Raw genomic sequence first — 23,303 nt, forward strand, 5'->3', positions numbered from 1 at the left:
GCAGAGGACGCAGAGGGCGCACATACGAAAACCGCCGACCGGGCCGGAGAGGCTCGGTCGGCGGTTCCGTGTCGAGGGCGGGCCCCGGCGTTCCGGGGACGCGGCTCAGGTCCAGAGGACCGCGATGAAGATGTTCGCCACGGTCAGCAGGCCGACCAGGCCGAAGACGCCCTTGTCCACCTTCTCCTCGTCCCGCTTCACATAGACCAGGCCGAGGATCACGATCAGCAGCGCCAGCTTCACGCCGATCTTGATGTTGTCCACGGAGTAGTCCTGGGCCTGGTTGAGGCCCACCAGGATCACGCCGGTGACCAGCATCGTCAGCGCGCCGTGCAGCATCGCGGGGACGAAGCGGGCGGTGCCCGCGCCCATCGCCTTCATCTGGGTGAGGAAGCCGCCGAGCAGCGACGCGATGCCGATGATGTGCAGGCCGACGAAGAGGTGGATGAGTACGTCCATGAGGCCGGAGCCTAGCCAGGGGCGTCCCATAGCATTCCGCCGCCCTCGCCCTTCCCGCCTTCACCACATCGGTCATCACCCTGAGTGAGAACGAAGCGCCGTACACGATTCGACGGTCACTTACGGTCACCCGGCGGTCCATGGGCAACACTTCCGCACAACCCGCATCCCGCGCCGCGCGGCCGGGCCTAGCGTCCTGCCCCAGGTGACCGGCTCTGCATCGCCGCTCGGGCCAGGAGCGGCGGCCGGACACCACCGCCGAAGAAAGGGTCCGGCGGCGGACGGCTCCCCTGTCACCCCGCCGCCGGACCACCGGAGGGACTTCCGGCGCCGGCGGGCGTCAGCGGGAAGGACGGCACCGAGGGTGGCAGCGCACCGCAGGACACGGCAGCGCCCGGTGGGCGGCACCACGGCCCGCGCGGCCGCCACCGTCGTCCTCGCCGGAGCGGCCACCGCGGCCGGCTTCGACGGAGCGGGACACGCGGCACCGCGGCCGACACCCTCCGGCGCCGACGTGGACCGCCTGTACCGCGAGGCCGAGGTCGCCACCGAGAAGTACAACGGCGCCAAGGAGAAGGCCGACACGGCGCGGCAGCGGCTGCGCGACCTCCAGGACGAGACGGCCCGCGCCCAGTCGCGGCTCAACAAGGCCCGGGAAACCCTGGGGACGGTCGCGGCGGCCCAGTACCGTGCCGGCGGCCTCGACCCCGCCCTGCGGCTGATGCTGTCCGACGACCCCGACGCCTACCTCGACGGTGCGGCCCTCGCCGAGCGCGCGGGCAGCCGCCACCACGCCGAACTGGGCCGGGTGCGCGCCCAGCTCCGCGAGATCGAGAAGCTGCGCGGCGCGGCCCGCGTCGAGGTGAAGACGCTCACCGCCCGCCGGGCCGAACTCGGCCGCCACAAACGGACGATCGCCGAGAAGCTGTCCGCCGCCCGCGAGGCGCTGTCCCGGATGTCGCCCGAGGAGCGCGCCCGGATCACCGGCGGCTCCGACCGCGCCACCCGCTCGGCCGGCGGCACGGCCCGGGACGCCGCCCCGACGCAGGCGCCGAACGCGCGCGCCGCGCAGGCCGTCGCCTATGCCCACCAGAAGCTCGGCAGCCCGTATGTGTGGGGCGCGACCGGCCCGGACGCCTTCGACTGCTCGGGGCTCGTGCTGGCCGCGTACCGCTCCGCCGGCGTCTCCCTGCCGCGCACGACGTACGCGCAGATCGACGCGGGCCGGCGCGTCTCCCGGTCCGAACTCCTCCCGGGCGACCTGGTGTTCTTCTACTCCGGCATCAGCCACGTCGGCCTCTACATCGGCAACGGGCAGATGATCCACGCCCCGAACCCCTCGGCCCCGGTCCGCGTGGCCCCCGTCGACCAGATGCCGTTCGCGGGGGCGACACGCGTGGTGTGACCGGGCTCGGCCGCGCTGCTCAGACGAGGCGGCGGGCCGTCGCCCAGCGGGTCAGCTCGTGCCGGTTGGACAGCTGCAGCTTGCGCAGCACCGCGGAGACGTGCGACTCCACCGTCTTCACCGAGATGAACAACTGCTTCGCGATCTCCTTGTACGCGTATCCGCGGGCGATCAGCCGCAGCACCTCCCGCTCGCGCTGGGTGAGACGGTCGAGGTCCTCGTCCACCGGCGGGGCGTCCGTCGACGCGAAGGCGTCGAGCACGAACCCGGCCAGCCGCGGTGAGAACACCGCGTCGTTCTCCTGCACCCGGAAGATCGAGTCGACCAGGTCGGCTCCCGTGATCGTCTTGGTGACGTAGCCGCGCGCGCCGGCCCGGATGACGCCGATGACGTCCTCCGCCGCGTCCGACACGGACAGCGCGAGGAAACGCACCGGCCGCTCCGGGTCCCCCATCAACGACGTGCAGCGCCGCAGCACTTCGATGCCGCCGCCCCCGGGAAGGTGCACGTCGAGCAGCACCACCTCGGGCCGGGTCGCGGTGATGACCGTGACCGCCTGGTCCACGTCGGCGGCCTCGCCGACCACCTCGACACCGGTCTGCTCGGTCTGCCCGATCTCCGCCTGGACCCCCGTACGGAACATGCGGTGGTCGTCGACGAGGACCACGCGCACATGGCGCCGCCCGGCGCCGCCGGCCGGCTGCGCGGTCCCGTCCGCGGGTGCCGCTTCCGCCGCTGCGTTCGCCTCGGTCGGCTCGCTCATGACGTCTTCTCCGCCCTCTCCATTTCCAGCTCGACCTCGGTTCCCCCGTCCGGCACCGCGCGCAGCCGCGCCGTGCCGCCGTTGCGTTCCATACGGCCGATGATCGATTCTCTGACGCCCATGCGGTCGGCGGGTATCGAGTCGAGGTCGAACCCGGGACCGCGGTCCCGGACGGACACGAACACCGTCCTGCCCTCGACCTCCGCGTAGACTTGGACCGCGCCTCCTTCGCCACCGTACTTGGCGGCGTTGACCATCGCTTCCCTCGCGGCCTGCATCTGTGCGCCGATCCTCTCGTCCAGGGGGCAGTCGCCCACGACGACGACCTCCAGGGGGACGCCGTGCTTGTCCTCGACCTCGGCGGCGTTGCGTTTGACCGCCTCGGCGAGGGTGGTGGGCTCCTCGTCCTCGTCCTTGCCGTTGCCCTCCGGCTTGTAGAGCCAGGCGCGCAGGTCGCGCTCCTGGGCCCGGGCCAGGCGGCGCACCTCACCGGGGTTGTCCGCGTTGCGCTGGATCAGGGTGAGGGTGTGCAGCACGGAGTCGTGGACGTGGGCGGCGACCTCGGCGCGCTCCTGGGCGCGGATGCGCATCAGGCGCTCCTCGGAGAGGTCCTGCGTCATACGAACGAGGTACGGGCCCGCGAGCAGGGTGATGCCGACGAGGACCGCGAGGGCGGCCTGCAGCACCGCGCCGAGGTGGCTGCCGGAGCCGCGCAGGACGAAGATGCCGGAGGCGCCCGCCGTCACCAGCAGCACACCCGCCACGGCCCGCAGCAGTGTGACCGTCCGCCTGCGGCGGCCGACCTCCATCCAGCGGGCCCGGCGGGCGTTGTCCGCCTGCCGCCACACCAGGGCCACGCCCGCGCCGACCAGGACGGTCGGCCACAGGTAGGCCCGGGCGCCGTTGGTGAGGTCCACGCTGCCCACGAAGATCATGGCCACCACGACCATGAGGAGCAGGGCGACGATCTGTCCCTTGTCCGGTTTCCGCGTGACGAGTCTGCGGCGGCCGTCCGGGGTGGTCTCGGTGGTGACCGGCGAGGGCGGCTTCTGCGCGTCGACGCCGCCCACACCGAGCGGCACGAAGAACCAGAACGCGGCGTACAGCAGGGCCCCGAGACCGTCGGCCATGAACAGGGCGACGAACGCGAGGCGCACCCAGATCACGGGCAGACCGAGGTGTCCGGCGAGCCCCCGCGCCACTCCCCCGAGCCAGCGTCCGTCACTGCTGCGGTAGAGCTTGCGCGGCGGCCGCGGCTCGGCGAGGGGCGCTGCTGCGGCTTCCGACATGCCAACGATGGTCACACGCCGAGCAGTCCGGGGGCATCAGGGTCGGCCCCGGAGACTCCCCTGATCCGGATCTCGGGGTCGGCCCCCTGACATCGGGATCAGGGGCGGATATCAGGGTCCGGCCAGGGTCGTCCCGACTGCCGTCGGCGCGGCTCGCCCGTCACCATGGACCCATGACGGATCACCAGCACGCCGCGTCGGGTCCGGGACCGCGTCCCGGGCCCGAGTCGGGCGCGCCCGCCCCGGGCCCCTCCCGTGCGGGCGCGGGGAAGGAGGGGACGGCCGGCGCACCGGCGGGGGCCGTCGACCCCGGCCGGCCCTTCCGGCGCGACCGGCGGCACCAGATGTTCGGCGGGGTCTGCGCCGGTCTCGGCCGGCAGTACGACATGGACCCCGTGATCTTCCGGATCACGCTCGCCGTGCTGTCCGCGACCGGCGGCCTCGGCCTCATCTTCTACGGCTTCGCCTGGCTGTTCGTCCCGTACGACGACGAGGACGAGAACCAGGTCCGCCGGCTGCTCACCGGCCGGGTCGACGGCCACACGCTGGCGGCGGTGCTGTTCGCGCTGGTCGGCTGCGGCGTCTTCCTGTCGATGCTGAGCAACGACGGGGTGCTGAGCTTCGCCGTCATACTGTCCCTGCTGCTCGCGGGCGCCGCCTACTGGTCGCGGCGGCGCGGCACGCCGAGCCCGGACCCGATCGCCGCGCAGGCCGCCGCCGACGCCCCGCCGGAGCCGCAGGCACCGCCGGTCCCGGCCGCGTACCCGTCGTGGTGGCGCGAGCCCATCGTCAAGGACGGCACGTACGTCGGGGGCACGGGCTATCTGTGGGGCCCCGAGGACTCGCGGGACCTGGACATCGCCACCGCGGTCGGCGTCGGCGTCCGCTCCGGCAGCGGCGGCGGCGCGAAGGACGTGTGGCGTCCGCCGCGGGCGCGCCCGCCCAGGCCGAGAGGACCGCGCGCGATCGGCGGCTGGGTCGTCCTGTTCGCGCTGCTCGCGGCCGGGCTGGGCACGGGTCTCACGTGGGAGACACAGGCGCTGGGCACCAGCCTGCAGACGGGTCTGGCGTGCGCCCTCGGCGTCATCGGCCTGGGGATCGCGGTCAGCGCCTTCCTGGGCCGCACGGGAGCCGGGTCGATCGTCCTCGCGATCCTCACGGCGGGCCTGCTCGCCGGGTCGGCCGCCGTGCCCCACGACATCGGCACGGACTGGACCCGCACGGACTGGCGGCCCGCCTCCGTCGCGCAGATACGCCCGGTGTACGACCTGGGCGCCGGCGAGGGCGGGCTGGACCTGTCGGCGGTCCGGGTGCCGGCGGGCGACACGGTCTCCACCGAGGTCGAGGTGGGACTGGGCCGCATCCATGTGATCGTCCCCCGGGACGTGACCGTGCGGCTGCGTGTCGAGGTGGGGCTCGGTGACATCCAGGTGCCGGGCGACGGACGGAAGGACGTGGACGTGGCGCCGGGCAAGTACGAGGAGATGACCCTGCGTCCGCCCGCCGGAGCGGGGAAGGCGGGCACGCTGCGGCTCGACCTCAGGGTCGGCGCGGGCCAGGCGGAGGTGAGCCGTGCTGCGTCATGAGTTCCAGCCCGGCCGGCTGGTCGCCGGCACCGCCCTCGTCGCGGCCGCGGTGATCTACGGCGGGGACGCGGGAGGGGCCTGGGAGACGCCGTGGTTCGTGGTGATCCCGCTCGTCGTGGGCGGCCTGTGCCTGGCCGGCGCGGTGGGCGTGGTGACCGGCCAGGTGCGCCGCCGCCTCGGCCGTCCGGCCCCGGAGGGGGCGGACGCGGCCGGCCACGCGCGGACGCCGGGAGGCCAGGCCCCGCCGGACGACAGGTCCTAGAACGTCCCGCGTCGGCGCCGTGCGCGGAGAGCGGCGTCCACCGACAGCAGCGGCGCCCCGGCCAGGATCAGCGGGGTCCAGGCCATGAGGTACGGCAGATCGTTGCCGTAGTAGTACGGCTCGGCGGCCCAGCTGACGGTCAGCCACAGGCTGAGCGAGATCAGCGCCCCGCCGAGGGCGGCGATCCGGGTGAGCAGCCCGAGCAGGGTGCCGATGCCGACGGCCAGCTCGCCGAAGGCGATGGCGTAGCCGAAGCCGACGGGGCTCTCCAGCGCCATGTCGACCAGCGCGGGGATGGCGGAGGAGTCGCGGACGGCGCGCATCATGTCGCCGATCGACCCAGCCCCGGAGTCCTTGAGGAAGGCGCTGTCGGTGAGCTTGTCCAGGCCCGCGTAGATGAAGGTGACGCCGAGGAAGATCCGCAGCGGCAGCAGGGCGAAGCGGGCGGCCCTGTCCCGCAGCCCGCCGTCGCCGTCGGGACGTGGGGTGTAACTGTCTGCGCGCATGCCGTGCGTCATGTCGCCGCTGCCTCTCGACTCCGGGCCCACCTGGACAGACCGAACGTACGGCAATCGGCGCCGGATGCACCCGGTCGACAGCGTTTTCTCAGGGAAGCGACAGCGACCCGCCAGGACGTCCGCTCCTGAGGTCACTCCGTGACGTCGATGGTGTACCGGTTGGTCTCCACGCCGGCCGCGGTGACCACCTGCACGTCGACCCGGCCGGGCTCCACGTCCGCGGGGACCGGCACGGTCAGCAGGTCGTCGGCCGGGTTGTCGAAGCCGCCCACCACGGGCACCAGCGGCACGTGGACGTTCACCGGGCCGACCCGCACCACCATGCGCGCCAGCCGGTCCGCGCCCTGCGCCCCGGCCGGGACGAAACCGGTGCCGCGGATCTCGATGTCGTCGCCGGTGCGGATGGGAGCGTCCAGGTCGCCGGCCTCCCGGGCCCGCACCACGGACAGGATCACCGGACGGCCGCCCTCGGCGTACTTGCCCGCGAGATAGGTGCCCGCCGACACCAGCACCACCACGGCGAGACCCCAGGGCAGGTCGGGCAGCTGGTCGGGGCGGCGGGCCAGGCGTACGGCGGCGAAGGCGAGGGCGACGGCGTTGATGACGACGTACTGGATGTCGGCGAAGCTGCCGCGTCCGGAGTCGTCGGTGAGCAGGTCGGCCGCCCTGGGCCGGTGGGCGCGCACCTTCTGCAGCCGCTGCCCCTGCACCCGCAGCCCCACCACCCGGCGCACCAGCACGGCGATCCCGCAGACCACGGCGAGCACGGTCACCACACCGGCGCCGCGGGCGAGTTCCAGGCCGTCGATCAGCGCGTCCCGCTCCCGGTGGTCGGAGGCGGCCGCGAGCCGCCCCACCAGCACGAGCACGGCGAACGCGACGAGCAGCACCCAGGAGCCGGCCACCGCGCGGGACGTGGAGAGCCGGTTGTCCTCGCCGATGACCGGGGCGAGCGCGCCGCCGCGCGCCCGGTGGAACCAGGACGCCGCGGTGAGCGCCCCCGCCACCAGCACGGCGGCCAGCAGCCCGGCGGTGCGCGCGGAGGTCCAGCCCGTGCCGATCGCGGTGAGCGCCTGCACCAGCAGCAGCGCGAGGACCCCGGCCCAGACGACGGCCGCCGTCCGCCGCCACAGGCGGGACAGCCAGGCGGCGCCCTCGGCCCGGCCGCGTTCGGCCACCGCCTCGGCGGCCTGGGCGAGTTCCTCGGACACCCATTGCCGGGAGGCGGAGGCGGAGTGGGCCACGGCGGCCGGGAGACCCTGGCCGGTGGCGTACTCGTCCCGCTTCACCAGGAACGCGGCGACCGCGCGCCTGTGCCCCTCACGCGCCCCGTGCGGACAGTCCCCGCAGGTGCAGCCGCCCTCGTGGGCAGCCGGGTCCGCTCCGCCCTGTCTCGCCTCCTGCACCGCCACGCCCGAAGCCGCCTTCCCGCACTACCCGACACATCTCGACACACCACGACCGCCGTCGGCGGCCACCGGACAACTCCCCCGCATCGAGAGCGAATTGTGCCCTACACCACGCCCGTCCCGTCCGCCGGGCCCGGTTGCCGCGGGTGAACCTCGAGGCGTCAGGTTGACGCGCGCTGCCACCAGCAGGAACGACGCGCGCTCAGTCCAGCAGATCCGGCTCGCTCCGCGTGATCTCCCGCCACATCGGCTGGTAGTTGATCCACGCCACCAGGTCCCCGCCCAGCTGCTCCCTCGTGGCCACCGCCTGGCGGTGCTCGATCAGCACGGGACGGCCGGCCGCCCGCGCGGTGAGCTGCACCTGGCAGGAGCGTTCCATGGTCATGAACCACCAGGCCGCCGCGTCCACCGAGTCGCCCACGGTCAGCAGCCCGTGGTTGCGCAGCACCAGCGCCTTGCGGGTGCCGAGGGCGGCGGCGACGCGGCGGCCCTCCTCGGGGTCGACGGTGACGGAGGTGTAGGCGTCGTAGAGGGCGTGGTCCTCGTAGAAGGCGCAGCTCTCCTGGGTGATCGGGTCGAGCAGCTCGCCGAGGGCGGCGAGGGCGCGGCCGTGCACGGAGTGGCAGTGGGCGACGGCGACGACGTCGGGCCGGGCCGCGTGCACCTGGGCGTGGACGGCGAAGGCGGCCTGGTTGACGTGGTGTCCGCCCTCGACGACCTGGCCGTCCCGGTTGGCGAGCACCAGGTCGCTCACCGTGACGTGCCGGAACGGTATGCCGAACGGGTTGACCCAGAAGCACTCGCTGAACTCGGGGTCGCGTGCGGTGATGTGCCCGGAGACGCCGTCCTCGTAGCCGAGCCGGCCGAACAGCCGCAGCGCGCCCGCCAGCCGCTCCTTGCGGTGCCTGCGCTCGTCCTCGAGGGACTCGTGCCTGGGCGGCATGGCGAACTGCAGTTTGTCGGTGGGCACCGGCAGGGGCGGAGTGGGCCCGTGCATGAGTCCTCCCGCGGGGGGTTCGCGTACGGGGCGGAAGTTACCCGTGGGGCGCGCCGTACGACAGCTCTGTTCCGTAACACCGGACATCCGCCGGATACCCGGCGGACCACCCGGATACCCGACAGAGGGTGTCGGGTTTCGGGGTCACACTCGCTTCATGAGCACGCGCACGGGCACGAACATGAACACGGACACGACCACGGACACGGACGGCCGGAAGGACGCCGGCGTCGCCTGGGGTGAATTCGCCGCGGCCGAACCCGGCCTGGCGCGGACGGTCGAGGAGCGCTTCGCCGCCTACACGCACCACGTCCTGGCGACCCTCCGCAAGGACGGTTCGCCGCGCACCTCGGGCCTGGAGGTGCGCTTCCTGAACGGCGAGCTGTGGTTCGGGATGATGCCCGGGTCGATGAAGGCGCTGGACCTGCGCCGCGACCCCCGCTTCTCGCTCCAGGCCAACCCGGGCGAGGGCACCACCATGGGCGGCGGCGACGTACGGATCGCCGGGCGGGCGGTCGAGGTGCCGGAGGACGACACGGAGACCCGGGCCCGGTACGCCGAAGAGGTGGAACCGCCTCAGCCGTTCCACCTCTTCCGCACCGAGGTCACGGAGGTCGTGCGGACCTCCGTGGAGGACGAGAAGTATCTCGTCGTGCAGGTCTGGAAGCCCGGAGCGCCGGTGCGCACGCTCCAGCGGACATGACCTCAGACCTCGGGGAGGACTACTCCCACTCGATGGTGCCCGGCGGCTTGGACGTGACGTCCAGCACGACCCGGTTGACGTCCCGGACCTCGTTGGTGATCCGCGTGGAGATCTTCGCGAGGACGTCGTACGGCAGCCGTGACCAGTCGGCGGTCATGGCGTCCTCGGAGGACACCGGGCGCAGCACGATCGGATGACCGTAGGTGCGGCCGTCGCCCTGGACGCCGACCGAGCGGACGTCGGCGAGCAGCACCACGGGGCACTGCCAGATGTCGCGGTCGAGGCCGGCCGCGGTCAGCTCCTCGCGGGCGATCGCGTCGGCCTCGCGGAGCAGGTCGAGCCGCTCCTTGGTGACCTCGCCAACGATGCGGATGCCCAGGCCGGGGCCGGGGAAGGGCTGCCGGTGGACGATCTCCTCGGGCAGGCCGAGCTCCTGGCCGACCATCCGGACCTCGTCCTTGAACAGCTTGCGCAGCGGCTCGATGAGCTTGAACTCGAGGTCCTCGGGGAGGCCGCCCACGTTGTGGTGGGACTTGATGTTGGCGGTGCCGGTGCCGCCGCCGGACTCGACGACGTCCGGGTAGAGGGTGCCCTGCACCAGGAACTCCACCGCGGGGCCCTCGTCGGCGATGATCTCGGCCTGGGCCTGCTCGAAGACCCGGATGAACTCACGGCCGATGATCTTGCGCTTCTGCTCGGGGTCGGAGACCCCGGCCAGCGCCTTGAGGAAGCGCTCCTCGGCGTCGACGACCTTGAGCTGGACGCCGGTCGCGGCGACGAAGTCCTTCTCGACCTGCTCGGTCTCGCCCTTGCGCATCAGGCCGTGGTCGACGTAGACGCAGGTCAGCTGCGAGCCGATGGCCTTCTGGACGAGGGCGGCGGCCACGGCGGAGTCGACACCGCCGGACAGGCCGCAGATGGCGCGCCTGTCGCCGACCATCTCGCGGATGGCGGCCACCTGCTCGTCGATGACGTTGCCGGTGGTCCAGTTCGGCTTGAGGCCCGCGCCGCGGTACAGGAAGTGCTCCAGCACCTGCTGCCCGTGCGTGGAGTGCATCACCTCGGGGTGGTACTGGACGCCGTAGAGCTTCTTCTCGTCGTTCTCGAAGGCGGCGACCGGCACGACGTCGGTGGACGCGGTGACGGTGAAGCCCTCGGGGGCGGCGGAGCAGGCGTCGCCGTGCGACATCCAGACCGCCTGCTCCTCGGGGGTGCCCTCGAAGAGGGTGGAGGAGTTCTTGGCGACGTGCAGGTCGGTGCGGCCGTACTCACGGGCGCCGGTGTTGTCCACCTGGCCGCCCAGGGTCTGCGCCATGAGCTGGAAGCCGTAGCACATGCCGAAGACGGGGACGCCGGCCTCGAAGAGCTCGCGGTCGAGGCGGGGGGCGCCCTCCTCGTACACGGACGAGGGGCCGCCGGAGAGGATGATCGCCGCGGGGTTCTTGGCGAGGATGTCCGCGACCGGCATGGTGCTCGGCACGATCTCGCTGTAGACCCGCGCCTCGCGGACGCGACGGGCGATGAGCTGGGCGTACTGCGCGCCGAAGTCGACGACCAGGACGGTGTCGGGCGCGTTGGCAGCGGGAGTCGCTGATGACACGAGGTGCCTTCCGGCGGTGGGGAGGGGGTCTTGTGCCTCCCGATTCTACCGAGACGACGAGAAGGTCCGTCCCGGCCCGGCCGACGGCCGGCCTCCCCTGCCACGTCTCACCATGCGGGCCGGGCGTTGGACGGACCGGGCCGACCGGGCATAATGTCCCCATGCTCACGCACCCGACCTTCCTCTTTACCTATGGCACCCGGCCCGCCGGCTGCCATGGTCGTGCTGCTTGAGCAACTGACAAGCGACTTCCCAGGCGCCCCGGGCCGACAGGTCCGGGGCGCCTGGCGTTTCACCGGACCGTGTCGCTCCGGGGCCCCGTCCACCGAGGAGCCCCGACATGACCGCCGCCACCACCGAGCCCACCGAGAAGACCGGCGCCCGCACCCCCGAGGCCGCCGAGCTGATCAGCGACGCCCGTGAGCGGATCGACGCGCTGGACGACCGGATCATCGGTCTGGTGCAGGAACGGATGGCGGTGTCCGCCGTGATCCAGAAGGAACGGATCGCCTCCGGCGGCCGCCGTGTGAATCTCTCCCGCGAGATGGAGATCCTCGCCACGTACAGGAACGCCCTGGGCAAGCCGGGCACCGCGCTCGCCATGACCCTGCTGGAGCTGTGCCGGGGCAAGATCTGAGCCCGCCTCCCGGGCACGGGCGTACGGACCACGGCACGGGCGTACGGACCACGGCACGGGCGTACGGACCACGGCACGGGCGTACGGACCGCGGCACGGGCGTACGGATCGTCTCTCACCCGTCCGGTGCGTGACCGGCGGGCCGGGCCGGTCGTTGGTCCCGGTGTCCGCGTCAGCCAGGGGCGGACCGGAGCAGCATCACGCGTGGCTCGCCGGAGCGATGAGACGGACGGCTCGTGCCGTGCGTCGTGGGACCTCGTTCCGGTACCGGTGACCGGGAGGCAGGGGACAGCCGCCCCGGTCACGCGAGAGATCGGCCGGTCCCGGGGACGCCCGGGGCCGGCCGACGCGTGTCTCCGTCGTGCGGATCAGGTCCGGGTGACGACCCCGCACTCGTCCGGGTCGCCGTCGCGGGACACCTCTGTGCTGCGGTCGTACGGGTCGCGCGTCTGGCCGGCCTGCGGGGACGCGGTCCTGAGCTCGCTGAAGAAGGACGGGTTGATCAGTCCGTCGCCCCACCGGCAGTCGTCGTTGCCTATCTCACTCGCGTGGTCCCGGATCCACAGGCGTCCCTCGGTGCCCTGGTAGCGGCCGAGGTCCGCGGCGTCCGCCCGGAGCACCCGGCGGACGATCACCCGGGTCGTCTCGTCGCCGCCGGCCCGGGCCACCCCGTAGACGAAGGTGTAGTCGGCGGTGATCACGGCCCGCCCCTCGGCCTCCTTGTCGGGCGCCACCGTCATCCGGCCGCCCACCCGCACCTCGCCCACCAGGTCGACCTTCCGGGGGTCGAAGCGGGTGAACGTCGACACGGGGTCGTTGTCCTCGGTGGGGCTGCGCAGCGCGGACCGCAGATCCGCGAGGTGGCCGGCCTCCAGCGGGTCCACCAGTGCCAGCGCCTTCACCGGCTCGGCGCCCTTCAGCACGGCCGGGTCGAGGTTGGCGGCGACCAGGAACTCCTTGGCGCCGCGCAGCGCCTCCTCGACCCGGGCGGCCGGCACACCGTTCACCGCCTTGGCCTCGGGCAGCCGGATGGCGTCCGCCCCCGCCTCCCAGCGCGCGGCCGGGGACCCGGCGAACGGCCGCTCCCGGGTGGGGATGCCCTCGGCCTCGCCGGGCGCGCCGGTGGGGCGGGCGGTCTCGGGCGCGAGCGGCGACGCCTCCGCGCCGGCCGCCTCCGTGCCTTCCCCGCCGCCGAGTCCGCCGGGCAGCCAGGACAGCGCGGCCGACGGGTTGACGGCGACGGCGGCCAGGGCGGCGGCGGTCAGCACGCCGGCCACGCTCCACACCGTGCGGCGGCGCGAGGCCCGGCCGTTCATCTCCTGCCAGGCGGGACCCGTACGCCAGCCTTCCGGCTGGGCGGGCGCCACAGGCTTCCGCTTCCCGAACCGGCGGCCCTTCCGGCCGGCCGCCGCGGCCCGGGCCTCGTCCATGGCGCGCAGCCGCTCGGTCACCATCCGGGCCCGGGCGGAGGGCTCCTTGGGCGCGGAGGCGGGGACGCCGGCCTCGCTCTCCCGCAGGAACTGCTCCCACACGTCGTCCGTCGGGGCGGCGGACGCCGGTCGGGACTCTTCGGACGGCTTCTCGGGCACGGGACGGCGGTCCTTCTCTCGGCGGGGAATCGCGATCTACGTGATCTTGGTGGGCGGCGAGCCTAGTCCAGCGGTCACCCCATTCACGCGTGATCCACGTCACGTAAAGATTGTGTGAGTTCGGGGACAACCATCCGGGGCCCTCGGTGATCGAACTCACCGACAACAGGGATCAGACCCGTGCGCCCCACACGGAGGCGCTCTTCGACTCGTGCCGCGACCATGCGGCACGCCGGACTCACCGAGGTCTTCATGAAGCTTCGCCGCGCCCTGGCCACAGCGGCCGCGACGGCAGCGATAGTCCCGGCCGCCCTCCTCGCGGCCCCGGCCGCTCACGCGACCGACCCCGCGTCCGCCGCCTCCGCGTCCCAGTCGACGGAGACGGACACGACCGCCCCGACGACCGCCCCCGCCGAGACGGAGTCCACGGGGTCCGGCACCGGCCCGCAGGACGGACAGCCGGGGCAGGACACCGACGGGACCGAGGACACCGACGGGACCGAGGACGGCGACGGGACCGAGGACGGTGACGGGACCGAGGACGGCGACGGGACCGGGAACGACGGCGAGAGCGGCACCGGCGAGGAGGGGAACGGCGCCGAGGACGGCGCCGACGACTCCGCCTCGTCCTCCCCGTCCTCCACCGCCTCGCCCTCGGTGACCGCCTCCCCCTCGCCGAGCGCCGGCGAGAGCACCCCGGCCGAGGAGGACCCGGAGCTCTGCGTCGACGAGGACGGAGAGAGCACCGCCGAGCTCAGCGACGACCTGCGCAGCGGTCTGTCGGGCCTGCCCGAGACGATCGTCGCGGGCAGCGGCTGGACCACGTTCTCCTTCGACGTCTCCAACCGCGGCGACGAGGAGATCGAGAACATCAAGCCGCTGATCGGCGTCGCCGCGGTCGGCTGGGAGGACATCCGCGACTACTCCGGCCAGATCACGGTCCAGGTGTACGACAAGGGCGCCGGCGAGTGGAACACGCTCGCGGGCGCCGCGGGCGAGGGCGCCACGTTCGCCGCGTTCTCGCTCGGCGCCGGCCAGTCCGTCTCGTACCAGCTGCGGATGTCCGTCAGCGGCAAGGTGCCGGACGCGCTCGGCCTCACCGGCGGCTTCGCCGAGTACTCGGACACCGAGGGCTGCTGGATCGCCGACGACCCGAACGGCTGGATCTACTTCTTCGACATCCTCGCCGCCGGCTCCGACGCCGGTGACCCCGACGACGCCAAGCCGCAGACCGGCGGCGTCAAGGAGCTCGACAAGGTCAGCGAGGTGAAGGTCACCGGCAGCCTCGCAGAGACCGGCTCGAACTCCGCCCTGCCGGTGATCGGCCTGGTCGGCGGTGTCGCCGTCGTGGCCGGCGCGGGTGCGCTGTTCGTCGTCCGTCGCCGCAAGGCCGGCGCGGAGGCGTGACCCCGGCCGCCCGATCGCGGCGGCCCCTGTGACAAGGGGAAAGGACCTGAGCTCGGAGGGGGGCACAGGTCCTTTCCCCTGAGTCGTGCGCCGGGTGGGCGCTACTTCTTCGGCGGCACCGCCGGCATCCCCAGGAACGGCAGCTTCAGCGCGCCGAACGCGTCCGCCGGGACGGCCGGGGCCTTCGGCTCCACCGGCTTCAGCCGCCGGTACTCCTCGCCCTGCGCCGGACGCGGGTCCTCCTCGCCCTTGTTGGGCCAGAACGACATCGCCCGCTCCGCCTGCGCGGTGATGGTCAGCGACGGGTTCACCCCGAGGTTCGCGGAGACCGCCGAGCCGTCCACGACCGTGATGCCGGGGTGCCCGTACAGCCGGTGGTACGGGTCGATCACACCGGTCTCCGGGGAGTCGCCGATCGCGCAGCCGCCGAGGAAGTGGGCGGTGAGCGGCATGCCCGTCAGCTCGCCGACGTTGGAGCCGGGGAAGCCGTTGATCTCCTCGGCCAGCGCGGACGCGCCGTCGGTCGCCGCCTTGATCTGCTTGGGGTTGGGGGCGCCGTGCCCCTGGCGCGCGGTGAGCAGCCCGCGGCCCGGCCCGGACGGCTTGAGGTACGTCGTCAGGGAGTTGTCCAGCGACTGCATCACCAGGCCGATGATGGTCCGCTCCGACCAGCGCCGGTTGGACAGCGAGCGCAGCATCAGCAAGGGGTGGCGTGCCGCGTTGCCGAGCCAGCCCAGCACCCGGGCGGTTCCGGAGTCGCGGGACGTGTAGGGCACCTGAAGGATCGACAGGGAGCCCATCGAGTTGGAGCCCTTGCCGTAGCGGACGGGCTCTATGTGGGTGTTCTCGTCCGGGTGGATGGAGGACGTGATGGCCACGCCACGGGTGAAGTCGGCCTTCGGCTCGCCGGTGGCCTTGCGGTAGCGCCGGTCGTCGGTCTGCGCGCCCACCAGGGCCTCGGAGTTGGTGCGGGTCCGCTCGCCCAGCCGGTCCGAGAGGTGCGGGAGCTGCCCGCCCGCGCGCATCCGGTGCAGCAGCGTCTGCGTGCCGTAGGTGCCGGCGGCCAGCACCACCCGGCGGGCGGTGAACATACGGCCCTTGCCCTTGCGCCGGTCGTTCGTGGGCAGGGTGGCGACGGCGAACCCGCCGCGCGCGTCCTCCGTGACCGACACGGCCGTGGTCATCGGGTGGACGACCGCGCCCGCCTTCTCGGCGAGGTACAGGTAGTTCTCGTTGAGGGTGTTCTTCGCGCCGTGCCGGCAGCCCGTCATGCACTCGCCGCACTCGGAGCAGGCCCGCCGCGAGGGCCCCGCCCCGCCGAAGTACGGGTCGGGCACCTCCTGCCCCGGCGTGGCCTTGACCTTGCCGTCGGCGTCCTCGCCGTCGCCGAAGAAGACCCCGACGGGCGCCATGTGGAAGGTGTCGCCGCAGCCCATCCGCTCGGCCGCCGCCTTCAGGTGCACGTCCGAGGGGGTCATCGTCGGGTTGAGCCGCACACCGAGCATGCGCCGCGCCTGGTCGTAGTACGGCGCCAGCTCCTCCTGCCAGTCGGTGATGTTCCCCCACTGGGGGTCCTCGAAGAACGGCTTCGGCGGCACGTACAGGGTGTTGGCGTAGTTCAGCGAGCCGCCGCCGACGCCCGCGCCGGCCAGCACCATCACGTTGCCCAGCAGATGGATGCGCTGGATGCCGTACATGCCGAGCTTGGGCGCCCAGAGGTAGTTCTTCAGGTCCCAGGAGTTCTTCGGCAGCGACTCGCGGGTCCAGCGGCGGCCGGCTTCCAGCACGCCGACGCGGTAGCCCTTCTCGGTCAGCCGGAGCGCCGAGACGGAACCGCCGAAGCCGGAGCCGACGACGAGGACGTCGTAGTCGTAGCCGTCGTCGTCCGGGGCGGGGGCGGAGTTCTCCTGTGACACGTGCTCTCCTCGTCGAAAGCTCTCGTTCATTGCCACGGCCGCCGGAACGGGGACCCGGCGGGGGGACCTGGCGGAAGCGGAGGGACTAGCGGAAACGGAACGCCTTCATCAGGCGCAGGCTGCGGCTCATGAAGGCCGCGTACTTCTCGTCGTCCATGCCGAGCGACGGCGCCATCGGCAGCAGCCGCTGCTGGGCGACGGTCTGGGCCTCGGTGTACTTGAGGATCCCCTCCGAGCCGTGCCGGCGGCCGAGACCGGAGTCCTTCATGCCGCCCATCGGGGACTGCACGCTGCCGTACGCGGGCGCGTAGCCCTCGTTGACGTTGACCGTGCCGGTGCGCAGGCGGGCGGCGATCTCCCGGCCGCGGCGGGCGTTCCTCGTCCACACCGACGAGTTGAGCCCGTACGGCGTCCCGTTGGCGCGCTCGACCGCCTCGTCCTCGGAGGAGAAGCGGTATACGGAGACGACCGGGCCGAAGGTCTCCTCCGTGCACACGCTCATCGGGGCCTCGACGCCGTCGAGGATGGTCGGCTCGTAGAAGTAGGGCCCGATGTCCGGGCGGGCGGTGCCACCGGCGACCACCTTGGCGCCCTTGGCGACGGCGTCCTCGACGTGCCGGGTCACCGCGTCCAGCTGGCGCTGCCCCACCAGGGAGCCCATGTCGGCGCCGTAGGCGAGGGCGGTGCCCAGGCGCAGCGCCTTGGTGCGGGCGGCGAACCGCTCCAGAAAGGCGTCGGCGACCGACTCGTGGACGAAGAGCCGCTCGATGGAGATGCAGAGCTGGCCGGCGGAGGAGAAGCAGGCGCGGACGGCGCCGGCGGCGGCCTTGTCGAGGTCGGCGTCCTCCAGCACGAGCATGGCGTTCTTGCCGCCGAGTTCGAGGGAGACGCCGACCAGGCGGGCGGCGGCGCCCTGGGCGACCTCGCGGCCGGTGCGGGTGGAGCCGGTGAAGGAGACGTAGTCGGCGTGCCGGACGACCTCCGGGCCGACGACCGGGCCCTCGCCGAGGACGACCTGGAAGACGTCGGCGGGCAGTCCCGCCTCGATCAGCAGGTCGCGGGCCCACAGGGCGGTGAGGCAGGTCTCCGTGTCGGGCTTCATCACGACCGCGTTGCCCGCGACGAACGCCGGGAGCGCGTCGCCGACGGACAGTTCGAGCGGGTAGTTCCAGGGCGCGATCTGGCCGATCACGCCTCGCGGGTGGCGGAGTTCGGTGACCTTCGTCAGTACGGGCACGGCGCCCGTGTGCCGCTTGGGCCGCAGATAGGCGGCGGCGCGGCGGCCGTAGTGGCGGGCGGCGACGGCGACCGCCTGGACCTCCTCGTGGGCGTGCAGCCGGGCCTTGCCGGTCTCCAGCTGGACCAGGTCCAGCACCTCGGCCTGGCGGCTGAGCACCAGGTCGTGGAAGCGCAGCAGCACGGCGGCGCGCTCCCGGACCGGCACCCGCGCCCACACGGCCTGCGCGGCACGGGCCGCCTCGAACGCCTTCGCCACGTCCTCGGGCGTCGACTCGGGCAGGTCGGCCAGCTTCTCGCCGGTGAACGGCGTGTGGTTGGCGGTACGCCCGGATCCCGCCACGCCCTTGGTGAGCTGGGCGACCAGTTCCGGCGTCACCACGTCGGCGGCGGTGCGTACGCCCTGGGGGGCGGGGGCCAAGGGGTTGGTGCCGGTCGTTTCCCGGGTCTGCGCGTCCGTCATGAGGCGCAGAGTATGCCGGGGCGCACGCTTTGTGTACCCGTCGGTAACAGATTCACCCAGGGCTCACACATTGCCAGTGAACGCTGGCAACGAAGCCGCTGATCAGCGCGTTGCGGTCACCGGCGTTCCACGCGCCGGCGACCGGGCGGGCGGGCGTCAGCGCTTGTGGACGTCGTAGGCGTCGAAGACCGTGCGTGCGATCTCGCGGCCGTCCTCGGCGAAGTAGCCCTTCGCGGGGTAGACGACCCACAGCCGGTACATGTCGCCGTCCTTGTTCCGGTAGTACAGGACCTGCGCCTCGCGCTCCAGCGGCGGCGTGGTGGTCGTCGTGAAGACGATCGTGTTCGTCGCCGCGTCCTGCTCCTTGTACGTCGTCTCCCTCGGCCGCCCCTTCGGCGCCGGGGTGTCGGCGATCCCCCAGGAGAACTCGCCGTCCTTCAGCTCGTTCCAGTGGGCGAACGCCTGCTCGGACGCGGACGCCGAGATCTCGTCGTCCTTGTCGTCGGCCTTCAGGTCGCGGTCGGTCTCGATCCGCACCATGCCGCTCGGGTCGGTGAAGGAGGCGACGGTGCCGTCGGAGTCCTCGGCCGGCTTGTCCTTCACGAAGCCCTCCGGCACCGCGAGGGACACGCCCACCCGGTCGCCGAGGTCGTGCGTCTTCCACCCGTCGGGCAGCGGCCCCGCGAACGGGTCCGCGATCACCAGGCCCACCACCACGGCGGCCGCGACCACCGCCGCGCCCAGCCCCAGCAGCGTCCTGCGGCCGACGCGGACACCGCCCTCGCTCCCCGGCACGGGCAGCGCGGCCATCTGGGTGGGCTGCGGCACCGGCGGGTTCGCGGCGGCCTCCAGGGCGGCACGGACCTGGGCGGCGTTCGGGCGGCGCGCCGGGTCCTTCTGGAGCAGCGCGGTGATGATCTCGGCCAGCGGGCCCTGCGCCGAGGCGGGCGGCGCCGGCGTGGCGTTGAGCACGGACTGGAGGGTGGCGGGCGTGTTGCTGCGGCGGAACGGCGACACACCCTCCGTCGCCGTGTAGAGCACCACGCCGAGCGACCACAGGTCGGAGGCGGGGCCGGGACGCCGGCCCAGCACCCGCTCCGGGGCGATGTACTCGGGCGAGCCCACGAAGCCGCCGGTGTCGGTCAGGTTGGTCTCGCCCTCGATCTGGGCGATGCCGAAGTCGGTGAGCACGACCCGGTCGTGACGGCCCAGCAGCACGTTGTCCGGCTTGACGTCCCGGTGCAGGACGCCCGCCGCGTGCGCGGCCTCCAGCGCGCCGAGCACCTCCAGACCGACGCGGGCGGCCTCACGGGCGGAGAGCGTGCCCTCCTCCTGGAGCACCGCGCCGAGCGAACGGCCCTGGACCAGCTCCATCACGATCCACGGCCTGCCCTCGACCACGGCGACGTCGTGGACGTTGACCACGGCGGGGTGGTCGAGCCGGGCGGCGGCGCGGGCCTCGCGGCGCATCCGCTCGAAGACGTTGGCCCGTTCACGCTCGGGAAGGTGGTCGGAGACCCTGGGCTCCTTGACGGCGACCTCGCGGTCCACCGTCTCGTCCTTGGCCCTCCACACGGTGCCCATGCCGCCGTGGCCGAGCTTGGCGAGCAGCCGGTAGCGGCCGGCGATCACGCGTCCCGCTCCGGGGTCGGGCGCGGACGCAGCGGCCTGCGCCGGGCCGCCCGTCGGCGCGGCCTGCGGAGAACCGCTCCCCTGTGCGCCGTCCCGTCCGCGTGCGCCGTCCGGCGCGGGGTGCGGCGCCCGGCCGTGCACATGCGCCGGGTCGTCCCCCTGCGGCGGCACCACGACGGTCGGCGCCGCGTACGGATTGCCGGGGTGCGGCACGGCCGCCGGCGGGTTCGGGCTGGGCGGTTGCAGACCAAAACTGGTCGGCTCGTCGGCCCCGTTGCGGGCTCCCCCGTCACTGCTCATGGGTCCATGCATATCGTGCCGGGCCGCCGCCGTTCCACAGCGGGTGGCCACCGGTCACAGACCCGTGACCGACGCCGGGACTTATGCGGTTTTCATACGGTTATGCGGCCGAGGAGGAGGCGGAGGTCTCCGGTGAGGCCGAACTGCCGGTTTCCACGGGCGTGGTCGGGTCATCGGTCCCTGAGGGCGAGGTGGCGCCGGCCCCCGTCGGCGAGGGCGCCGGCCGCCGAGGGGTGGTCGCGGGCGGCACCGGCCCGGGCGTCGACCCGGTCACCGGCGTCTCGGGCGCCGTCGTGCTCGGTGTGCCGCCGCCCCCGTCGCCGCCCCGGTCCTGGAGCAGCAGCGCCCCCGCCGACACTCCCGCCCCGGCCAGCGCGGCGATCACCAGCGCCGCCACCAGCGCGCCCCGGGTGGGCTGTCGCCGTACGGACCGGCCGTCCGGCGTGGTCTGCGGGGCGGTCTCCGGCACCTCACGCCACACCGGGTTGCGGCGGCGCGGCGGTTCGCGGTCCGGGAGCAGGTCGAGCGGGGCCGTCTCGGGCGTCCGGCCGGTCGCGAGGAAGACGCGCAGCATCCGTTCGGCCCGGTCGGCGTCCAGCCGCCGGTCCGGGTCGCGTTCCAGCAGGCCGCGCACCACGGGCAGGACCGGAGCGGCCTGCGCGGGCGGCCGGATCTCGTCGACCACCACCGCGTGCAGGATCCCGCTCAGCGAGTCGCGGCGGAACGGCGACTCGCCGCTGAGCGCCTCGCACAGCAGCGCGCCCAGCGACCACAGGTCCGACTCGGGCCCGGTCCGCGCGCCCGACATCCGCTCGGGCGCGGTGTACTCGGGCGAGCCGACGAACGACCCGCTCTCGGTGAGCGTGGTCGAACCGGGCATCTGCGCGATGCCGAAGTCGGTGAGCAGCACCCGGTCGGTGCCGTTCTCCAGCAGCACGTTGGCGGGCTTGAGATCGCGGTGCAGCACCCCGGCCGCGTGCGCGGCGCGCAGCGCACCCAGCAGGTCGACGCCGATCCGCGCGGCCTCCGCCGCGTCCACGGGGCCGTCGGACGCTATCCGGTCGGCGAGGGACGGACCGTCGATCAGCTCCAGGACGATGTACGGGCGTTCGTCGTCCTCGACGACGTCGTGCACGACGATGATGTTCGGGTGGCTGAGCTGGGCCAGGGCGCGTGCCTCGCGCAGGGTGCGTTCGCGCTGCCGCCGGGCGTCGGCGGCGGTGAGCGTGTCGTCGTAGGGCAGTTCCTTCACCGCGACGCCCCGGCCGAGCAGTTGGTCCGTGGCCCGCCACACCACGCCCATGCCGCCGCGCCCGAGCAGTGCCTCCAGGCGGTAACGTCCCGCCACGACGCGGGCGTTGGCCCCGTCGGTCCCGTTGTCCGGCTCCCCCTCGGTCACCATGCGCCCATCATGCCCCACCGGATGTGTCCGCTCCGGTACGGCGATTCGGCCAACGGGCGCACATCCGCGCACGCCGGGGGCGGTCAGGGCTCGCGCCAGCCTCTGAGGATCGTCTCGAACTGCTGCATGGTCGTGTCCCAGTCCTCGGCGGGCCCGGCCATGTAGAGGGCGTACTCCACGCCGTCGCGCGTGAGATACATGTGGTCCACCGCCCGGTACGGCCCGGGGAACTCGGTGTCCTTGGCGAGCGCGGTCCAGCTGTACTCCAGGCGCGCGGCCTCGCGGTCGCGGTAGGTCAGGCGTCTCAGCTCGATCTGCTCGTAGTCGACGAGACGCCCGCCGACCTGCTGGTCGAGGTCGCTGAGGTGGTCGAACGGGTCGTCGTAGTCCGGGGCTTCGTCGGCGGCGATGCGCAGGAAGTGCTTGCCGTCGTCGGGGGTGTAGTCGACCTGCTGGGTCTCCTCGTCGAACACCACCCGCTCCCAGTCCTCGCCGGGCAGTACGACGGTGAAGCCGAAGGGGTCGCTGCGGCGCACCCACCCCTCGGGCAGGCCGCCGTCGTCGGTCCCCTCCGCGTCCGGCACGCCGGGCGTCCCCGTGGGCTCGGTGGTCCTGGTCGGTGTCGCCGTGACGCCGCCGCGGTCGTCCTGCTGCTGGAGCACCACCGCAGTGCCCCCGCCGATGATCGCGGCCAGCGCGACGACCAGGGCGACCGTCCGCCGGCGCGAGCTGCGGCGCTGCACGGTCGGCGCCCCGTACTGCACGGACGTGGAGCCGCTGTGCGGGCGGGACGGCGTGCCGGTCGGGTACGGCTGTGCGCCCGCGCCGGGGTGCGGTCCTGCCTGGCGGGGCAGCGGGACGTGGGCGCCGACGGCCTGGGTGGGCACGTACTCCTGCGCCGCGCGGGGCCGGCGTCCCTCCGCGGCCTCGGCGAGCATCTGCTCGGCGGTCGCGGTGTCGGGCCGGGTGGCCGGATCCTTCCGGAGGAACGCGCCGATGACGGGCGCGAGCGGGCCGGCGTGCCGGAGCGGCTCGGCCTCCTCCTCGACGACGGCCTGCATGGTGGTGAGCGGAGAGGTACGGCGGAACGGCGACATGCCCTCCACCGCCGTGTAGAGGGTGGCGCCGAGCGCCCACAGGTCGGACGCGGGGCCGGGGTCGTGGCCGCGGACCCGCTCGGGCGCCAGGTAGTCGACGGAGCCGACGACCTCGCCGGTGCGGGTGATGGCCGCGTCGCCGTCTATCTGCGCGATGCCGAAGTCGGTGAGCAGCACCCGCCCGTCCCGGCCGAGCAGCACGTTGCCGGGCTTGACGTCGCGGTGCAGGACACCGGCGGCGTGCGCGGCGCGCAGGGCGCGCAGCACCCACAGGCCGATACGGGCGGCCTCGCGGGGCTCGACGCGCTCCTGCTCCTTGACGGCGTCGGCCAGCGAGCGTCCCTCGACCAGCTCCATGACGATCCACGGCCGGCCGTCGTGCTCCAGCACGTCGTGCACGGTGACGACGGCCGAGTGGTTGATCCGCGCGGCGGCCCTCGCCTCCGCGCGGGTGCGGGCCAGCAGGGTGGCCTGTTCGCTGTCGGAGACGTAGAGCGCGGCGGTGAGTTCCTTGATGGCGACGGAACGGTGCAGCACCTCGTCGTGCGCGCGCCACACCCGGCCCATGCCACCGCTCCCGATGGATTCACCGAGCCGGTAGCGGCCCGCGACGAGCGAGCCCTGCATCTGATT

At 73.3% G+C, this 23,303-nt stretch carries 19 protein-coding genes; 6 read left to right on the top strand and 13 right to left on the bottom strand.

All coding sequences use genetic code 11. From position 1 onward, the window contains the following. Positions 1-105: 105 nt before the first annotated feature. Positions 106-459, bottom strand: a complete 354-nt coding sequence (locus tag ACQY0Z_RS03160) for a hypothetical protein (RefSeq protein ID WP_254585320.1) — start codon at positions 457-459, stop codon at positions 106-108. Between the two features lie 364 nt (positions 460-823). On the opposite strand from ACQY0Z_RS03160, the gene ACQY0Z_RS03165 reads away from it, so the two are divergent. Continuing rightward, positions 824-1,864, top strand: coding sequence for a C40 family peptidase (locus tag ACQY0Z_RS03165; RefSeq protein WP_381725783.1), 1,041 nt, complete (start codon positions 824-826; stop codon positions 1,862-1,864). A gap of 19 nt (positions 1,865-1,883) precedes the next feature. Here ACQY0Z_RS03165 and ACQY0Z_RS03170 read toward each other — a convergent pair whose 3' ends face one another. Continuing rightward, on the bottom strand, positions 1,884-2,627 hold the full coding sequence (locus ACQY0Z_RS03170; RefSeq protein ID WP_189898777.1) for a LuxR C-terminal-related transcriptional regulator: 744 nt from the start codon (positions 2,625-2,627) through the stop codon (positions 1,884-1,886). Continuing rightward, positions 2,624-3,916, bottom strand: coding sequence for an ATP-binding protein (locus tag ACQY0Z_RS03175; protein WP_189898779.1), 1,293 nt, complete (start codon positions 3,914-3,916; stop codon positions 2,624-2,626). The genes ACQY0Z_RS03170 and ACQY0Z_RS03175 overlap by 4 nt, the downstream gene beginning before the upstream one ends. Positions 3,917-4,089: 173 nt before the next feature. Between ACQY0Z_RS03175 and ACQY0Z_RS03180 the strand changes: the two genes are divergently transcribed. Both ACQY0Z_RS03180 and ACQY0Z_RS03185 read left to right on the top strand, forming a co-directional pair. Beyond that, positions 4,090-5,502, top strand: coding sequence for a PspC domain-containing protein (locus ACQY0Z_RS03180; RefSeq protein WP_439811808.1), 1,413 nt, complete (start codon positions 4,090-4,092; stop codon positions 5,500-5,502). After that, a complete protein-coding gene (locus ACQY0Z_RS03185; protein ID WP_189898783.1) occupies positions 5,489-5,764 on the top strand; it encodes a hypothetical protein in 276 nt (91 codons plus the stop codon). Before ACQY0Z_RS03180 ends, ACQY0Z_RS03185 begins: the two co-directional genes overlap by 14 nt. Here ACQY0Z_RS03185 and ACQY0Z_RS03190 read toward each other — a convergent pair. The 3 genes from ACQY0Z_RS03190 to ACQY0Z_RS03200 all read right to left on the bottom strand — a co-directional run bounded on the left by ACQY0Z_RS03190 (position 5,761) and on the right by ACQY0Z_RS03200 (position 8,688). Continuing rightward, on the bottom strand, positions 5,761-6,282 hold the full coding sequence (locus ACQY0Z_RS03190) for a DoxX family protein (protein WP_189898785.1): 522 nt from the start codon (positions 6,280-6,282) through the stop codon (positions 5,761-5,763). The genes ACQY0Z_RS03185 and ACQY0Z_RS03190 overlap by 4 nt on opposite strands. A 131-nt stretch (positions 6,283-6,413) precedes the next feature. Beyond that, the gene (locus ACQY0Z_RS03195) at positions 6,414-7,694 is read right to left on the bottom strand and encodes a hypothetical protein (protein WP_189898787.1); all 1,281 of its coding nucleotides are present in this window, start codon (positions 7,692-7,694) and stop codon (positions 6,414-6,416) included. 199 nt (positions 7,695-7,893) lie between these two features. Continuing rightward, the gene (locus tag ACQY0Z_RS03200) at positions 7,894-8,688 is read right to left on the bottom strand and encodes a class II aldolase/adducin family protein (RefSeq protein WP_189898789.1); all 795 of its coding nucleotides are present in this window, start codon (positions 8,686-8,688) and stop codon (positions 7,894-7,896) included. A gap of 181 nt (positions 8,689-8,869) precedes the next feature. Between ACQY0Z_RS03200 and ACQY0Z_RS03205 the strand changes: the two genes are divergently transcribed. Next, positions 8,870-9,391, top strand: a complete 522-nt coding sequence (locus tag ACQY0Z_RS03205; RefSeq protein WP_189898971.1) for a pyridoxamine 5'-phosphate oxidase family protein — start codon at positions 8,870-8,872, stop codon at positions 9,389-9,391. Positions 9,392-9,410: 19 nt separating this feature from the next. On the opposite strand, the gene guaA is transcribed toward ACQY0Z_RS03205, so the two are convergent. Next, the gene (gene guaA, locus ACQY0Z_RS03210; RefSeq protein WP_189898791.1) at positions 9,411-10,991 is read right to left on the bottom strand and encodes a glutamine-hydrolyzing GMP synthase; all 1,581 of its coding nucleotides are present in this window, start codon (positions 10,989-10,991) and stop codon (positions 9,411-9,413) included. A 340-nt stretch (positions 10,992-11,331) separates the two neighbouring features. Here guaA and ACQY0Z_RS03215 point away from each other — a divergent pair, with 340 nt between their 5' ends. After that, positions 11,332-11,628, top strand: a complete 297-nt coding sequence (locus ACQY0Z_RS03215) for a chorismate mutase (RefSeq protein ID WP_019527909.1) — start codon at positions 11,332-11,334, stop codon at positions 11,626-11,628. 368 nt (positions 11,629-11,996) lie between these two features. Here ACQY0Z_RS03215 and ACQY0Z_RS03220 read toward each other — a convergent pair whose 3' ends face one another. Then, a complete protein-coding gene (locus ACQY0Z_RS03220) occupies positions 11,997-13,217 on the bottom strand; it encodes a hypothetical protein (RefSeq protein ID WP_439811809.1) in 1,221 nt (406 codons plus the stop codon). A 252-nt stretch (positions 13,218-13,469) separates the two neighbouring features. On the opposite strand from ACQY0Z_RS03220, the gene ACQY0Z_RS03225 reads away from it, so the two are divergent. Next, the gene (locus ACQY0Z_RS03225) at positions 13,470-14,624 is read left to right on the top strand and encodes an LAETG motif-containing sortase-dependent surface protein (RefSeq protein WP_439811810.1); all 1,155 of its coding nucleotides are present in this window, start codon (positions 13,470-13,472) and stop codon (positions 14,622-14,624) included. Positions 14,625-14,725: 101 nt separating this feature from the next. On the opposite strand, the gene ACQY0Z_RS03230 is transcribed toward ACQY0Z_RS03225, so the two are convergent. The 5 genes from ACQY0Z_RS03230 to ACQY0Z_RS03250 all read right to left on the bottom strand — a co-directional run bounded on the left by ACQY0Z_RS03230 (position 14,726) and on the right by ACQY0Z_RS03250 (position 23,297). After that, positions 14,726-16,570, bottom strand: coding sequence for a GMC oxidoreductase (locus tag ACQY0Z_RS03230; RefSeq protein ID WP_439811811.1), 1,845 nt, complete (start codon positions 16,568-16,570; stop codon positions 14,726-14,728). 55 nt (positions 16,571-16,625) lie between these two features. Further along, the gene (locus ACQY0Z_RS03235) at positions 16,626-18,239 is read right to left on the bottom strand and encodes a succinic semialdehyde dehydrogenase (RefSeq protein ID WP_254585325.1); all 1,614 of its coding nucleotides are present in this window, start codon (positions 18,237-18,239) and stop codon (positions 16,626-16,628) included. Positions 18,240-18,395: 156 nt separating this feature from the next. After that, entirely contained in the window at positions 18,396-20,171 is a 1,776-nt protein-coding gene (locus ACQY0Z_RS03240) for a serine/threonine-protein kinase (protein ID WP_254585326.1), read from the bottom strand. A 100-nt stretch (positions 20,172-20,271) separates the two neighbouring features. Next, a complete protein-coding gene (locus tag ACQY0Z_RS03245; RefSeq protein WP_347224785.1) occupies positions 20,272-21,573 on the bottom strand; it encodes a serine/threonine-protein kinase in 1,302 nt (433 codons plus the stop codon). 83 nt (positions 21,574-21,656) lie between these two features. Continuing rightward, positions 21,657-23,297 carry a serine/threonine-protein kinase gene (locus ACQY0Z_RS03250; protein ID WP_254585328.1) on the bottom strand — a complete coding sequence of 547 codons (1,641 nt, stop codon included), beginning with the start codon at positions 23,295-23,297 and terminating at the stop codon, positions 21,657-21,659. Positions 23,298-23,303 lie beyond the last annotated feature (6 nt).

The organism is Streptomyces sp. P9-2, assembly GCF_051903975.1.
In the GTDB taxonomy this organism is placed as follows: domain Bacteria; phylum Actinomycetota; class Actinomycetes; order Streptomycetales; family Streptomycetaceae; genus Streptomyces; species Streptomyces cellulosae.

Excerpts from the sequence above, each read along its gene's own strand:
- ACQY0Z_RS03160 (WP_254585320.1), bottom strand. The coding sequence starts at position 459 with ATGGACGTACTCATCCACCTCTTCGTCGGCCTGCACATCATCGGCATC.
- ACQY0Z_RS03170 (WP_189898777.1), bottom strand. The coding sequence starts at position 2,627 with ATGAGCGAGCCGACCGAGGCGAACGCAGCGGCGGAAGCGGCACCCGCG.
- ACQY0Z_RS03175 (WP_189898779.1), bottom strand. The coding sequence starts at position 3,916 with ATGTCGGAAGCCGCAGCAGCGCCCCTCGCCGAGCCGCGGCCGCCGCGC.
- ACQY0Z_RS03180 (WP_439811808.1), top strand. The coding sequence starts at position 4,090 with ATGACGGATCACCAGCACGCCGCGTCGGGTCCGGGACCGCGTCCCGGG.
- ACQY0Z_RS03190 (WP_189898785.1), bottom strand. The coding sequence starts at position 6,282 with ATGACGCACGGCATGCGCGCAGACAGTTACACCCCACGTCCCGACGGC.
- ACQY0Z_RS03200 (WP_189898789.1), bottom strand. The coding sequence starts at position 8,688 with ATGCACGGGCCCACTCCGCCCCTGCCGGTGCCCACCGACAAACTGCAG.
- ACQY0Z_RS03205 (WP_189898971.1), top strand. The coding sequence starts at position 8,870 with ATGAACACGGACACGACCACGGACACGGACGGCCGGAAGGACGCCGGC.
- ACQY0Z_RS03215 (WP_019527909.1), top strand. The coding sequence starts at position 11,332 with ATGACCGCCGCCACCACCGAGCCCACCGAGAAGACCGGCGCCCGCACC.
- ACQY0Z_RS03225 (WP_439811810.1), top strand. The coding sequence starts at position 13,470 with ATGAAGCTTCGCCGCGCCCTGGCCACAGCGGCCGCGACGGCAGCGATA.
- ACQY0Z_RS03230 (WP_439811811.1), bottom strand. The coding sequence starts at position 16,570 with ATGAACGAGAGCTTTCGACGAGGAGAGCACGTGTCACAGGAGAACTCC.
- ACQY0Z_RS03235 (WP_254585325.1), bottom strand. The coding sequence starts at position 18,239 with ATGACGGACGCGCAGACCCGGGAAACGACCGGCACCAACCCCTTGGCC.
- ACQY0Z_RS03240 (WP_254585326.1), bottom strand. The coding sequence starts at position 20,171 with ATGAGCAGTGACGGGGGAGCCCGCAACGGGGCCGACGAGCCGACCAGT.
- ACQY0Z_RS03245 (WP_347224785.1), bottom strand. The coding sequence starts at position 21,573 with ATGGTGACCGAGGGGGAGCCGGACAACGGGACCGACGGGGCCAACGCC.
- ACQY0Z_RS03250 (WP_254585328.1), bottom strand. The coding sequence starts at position 23,297 with ATGCAGGGCTCGCTCGTCGCGGGCCGCTACCGGCTCGGTGAATCCATC.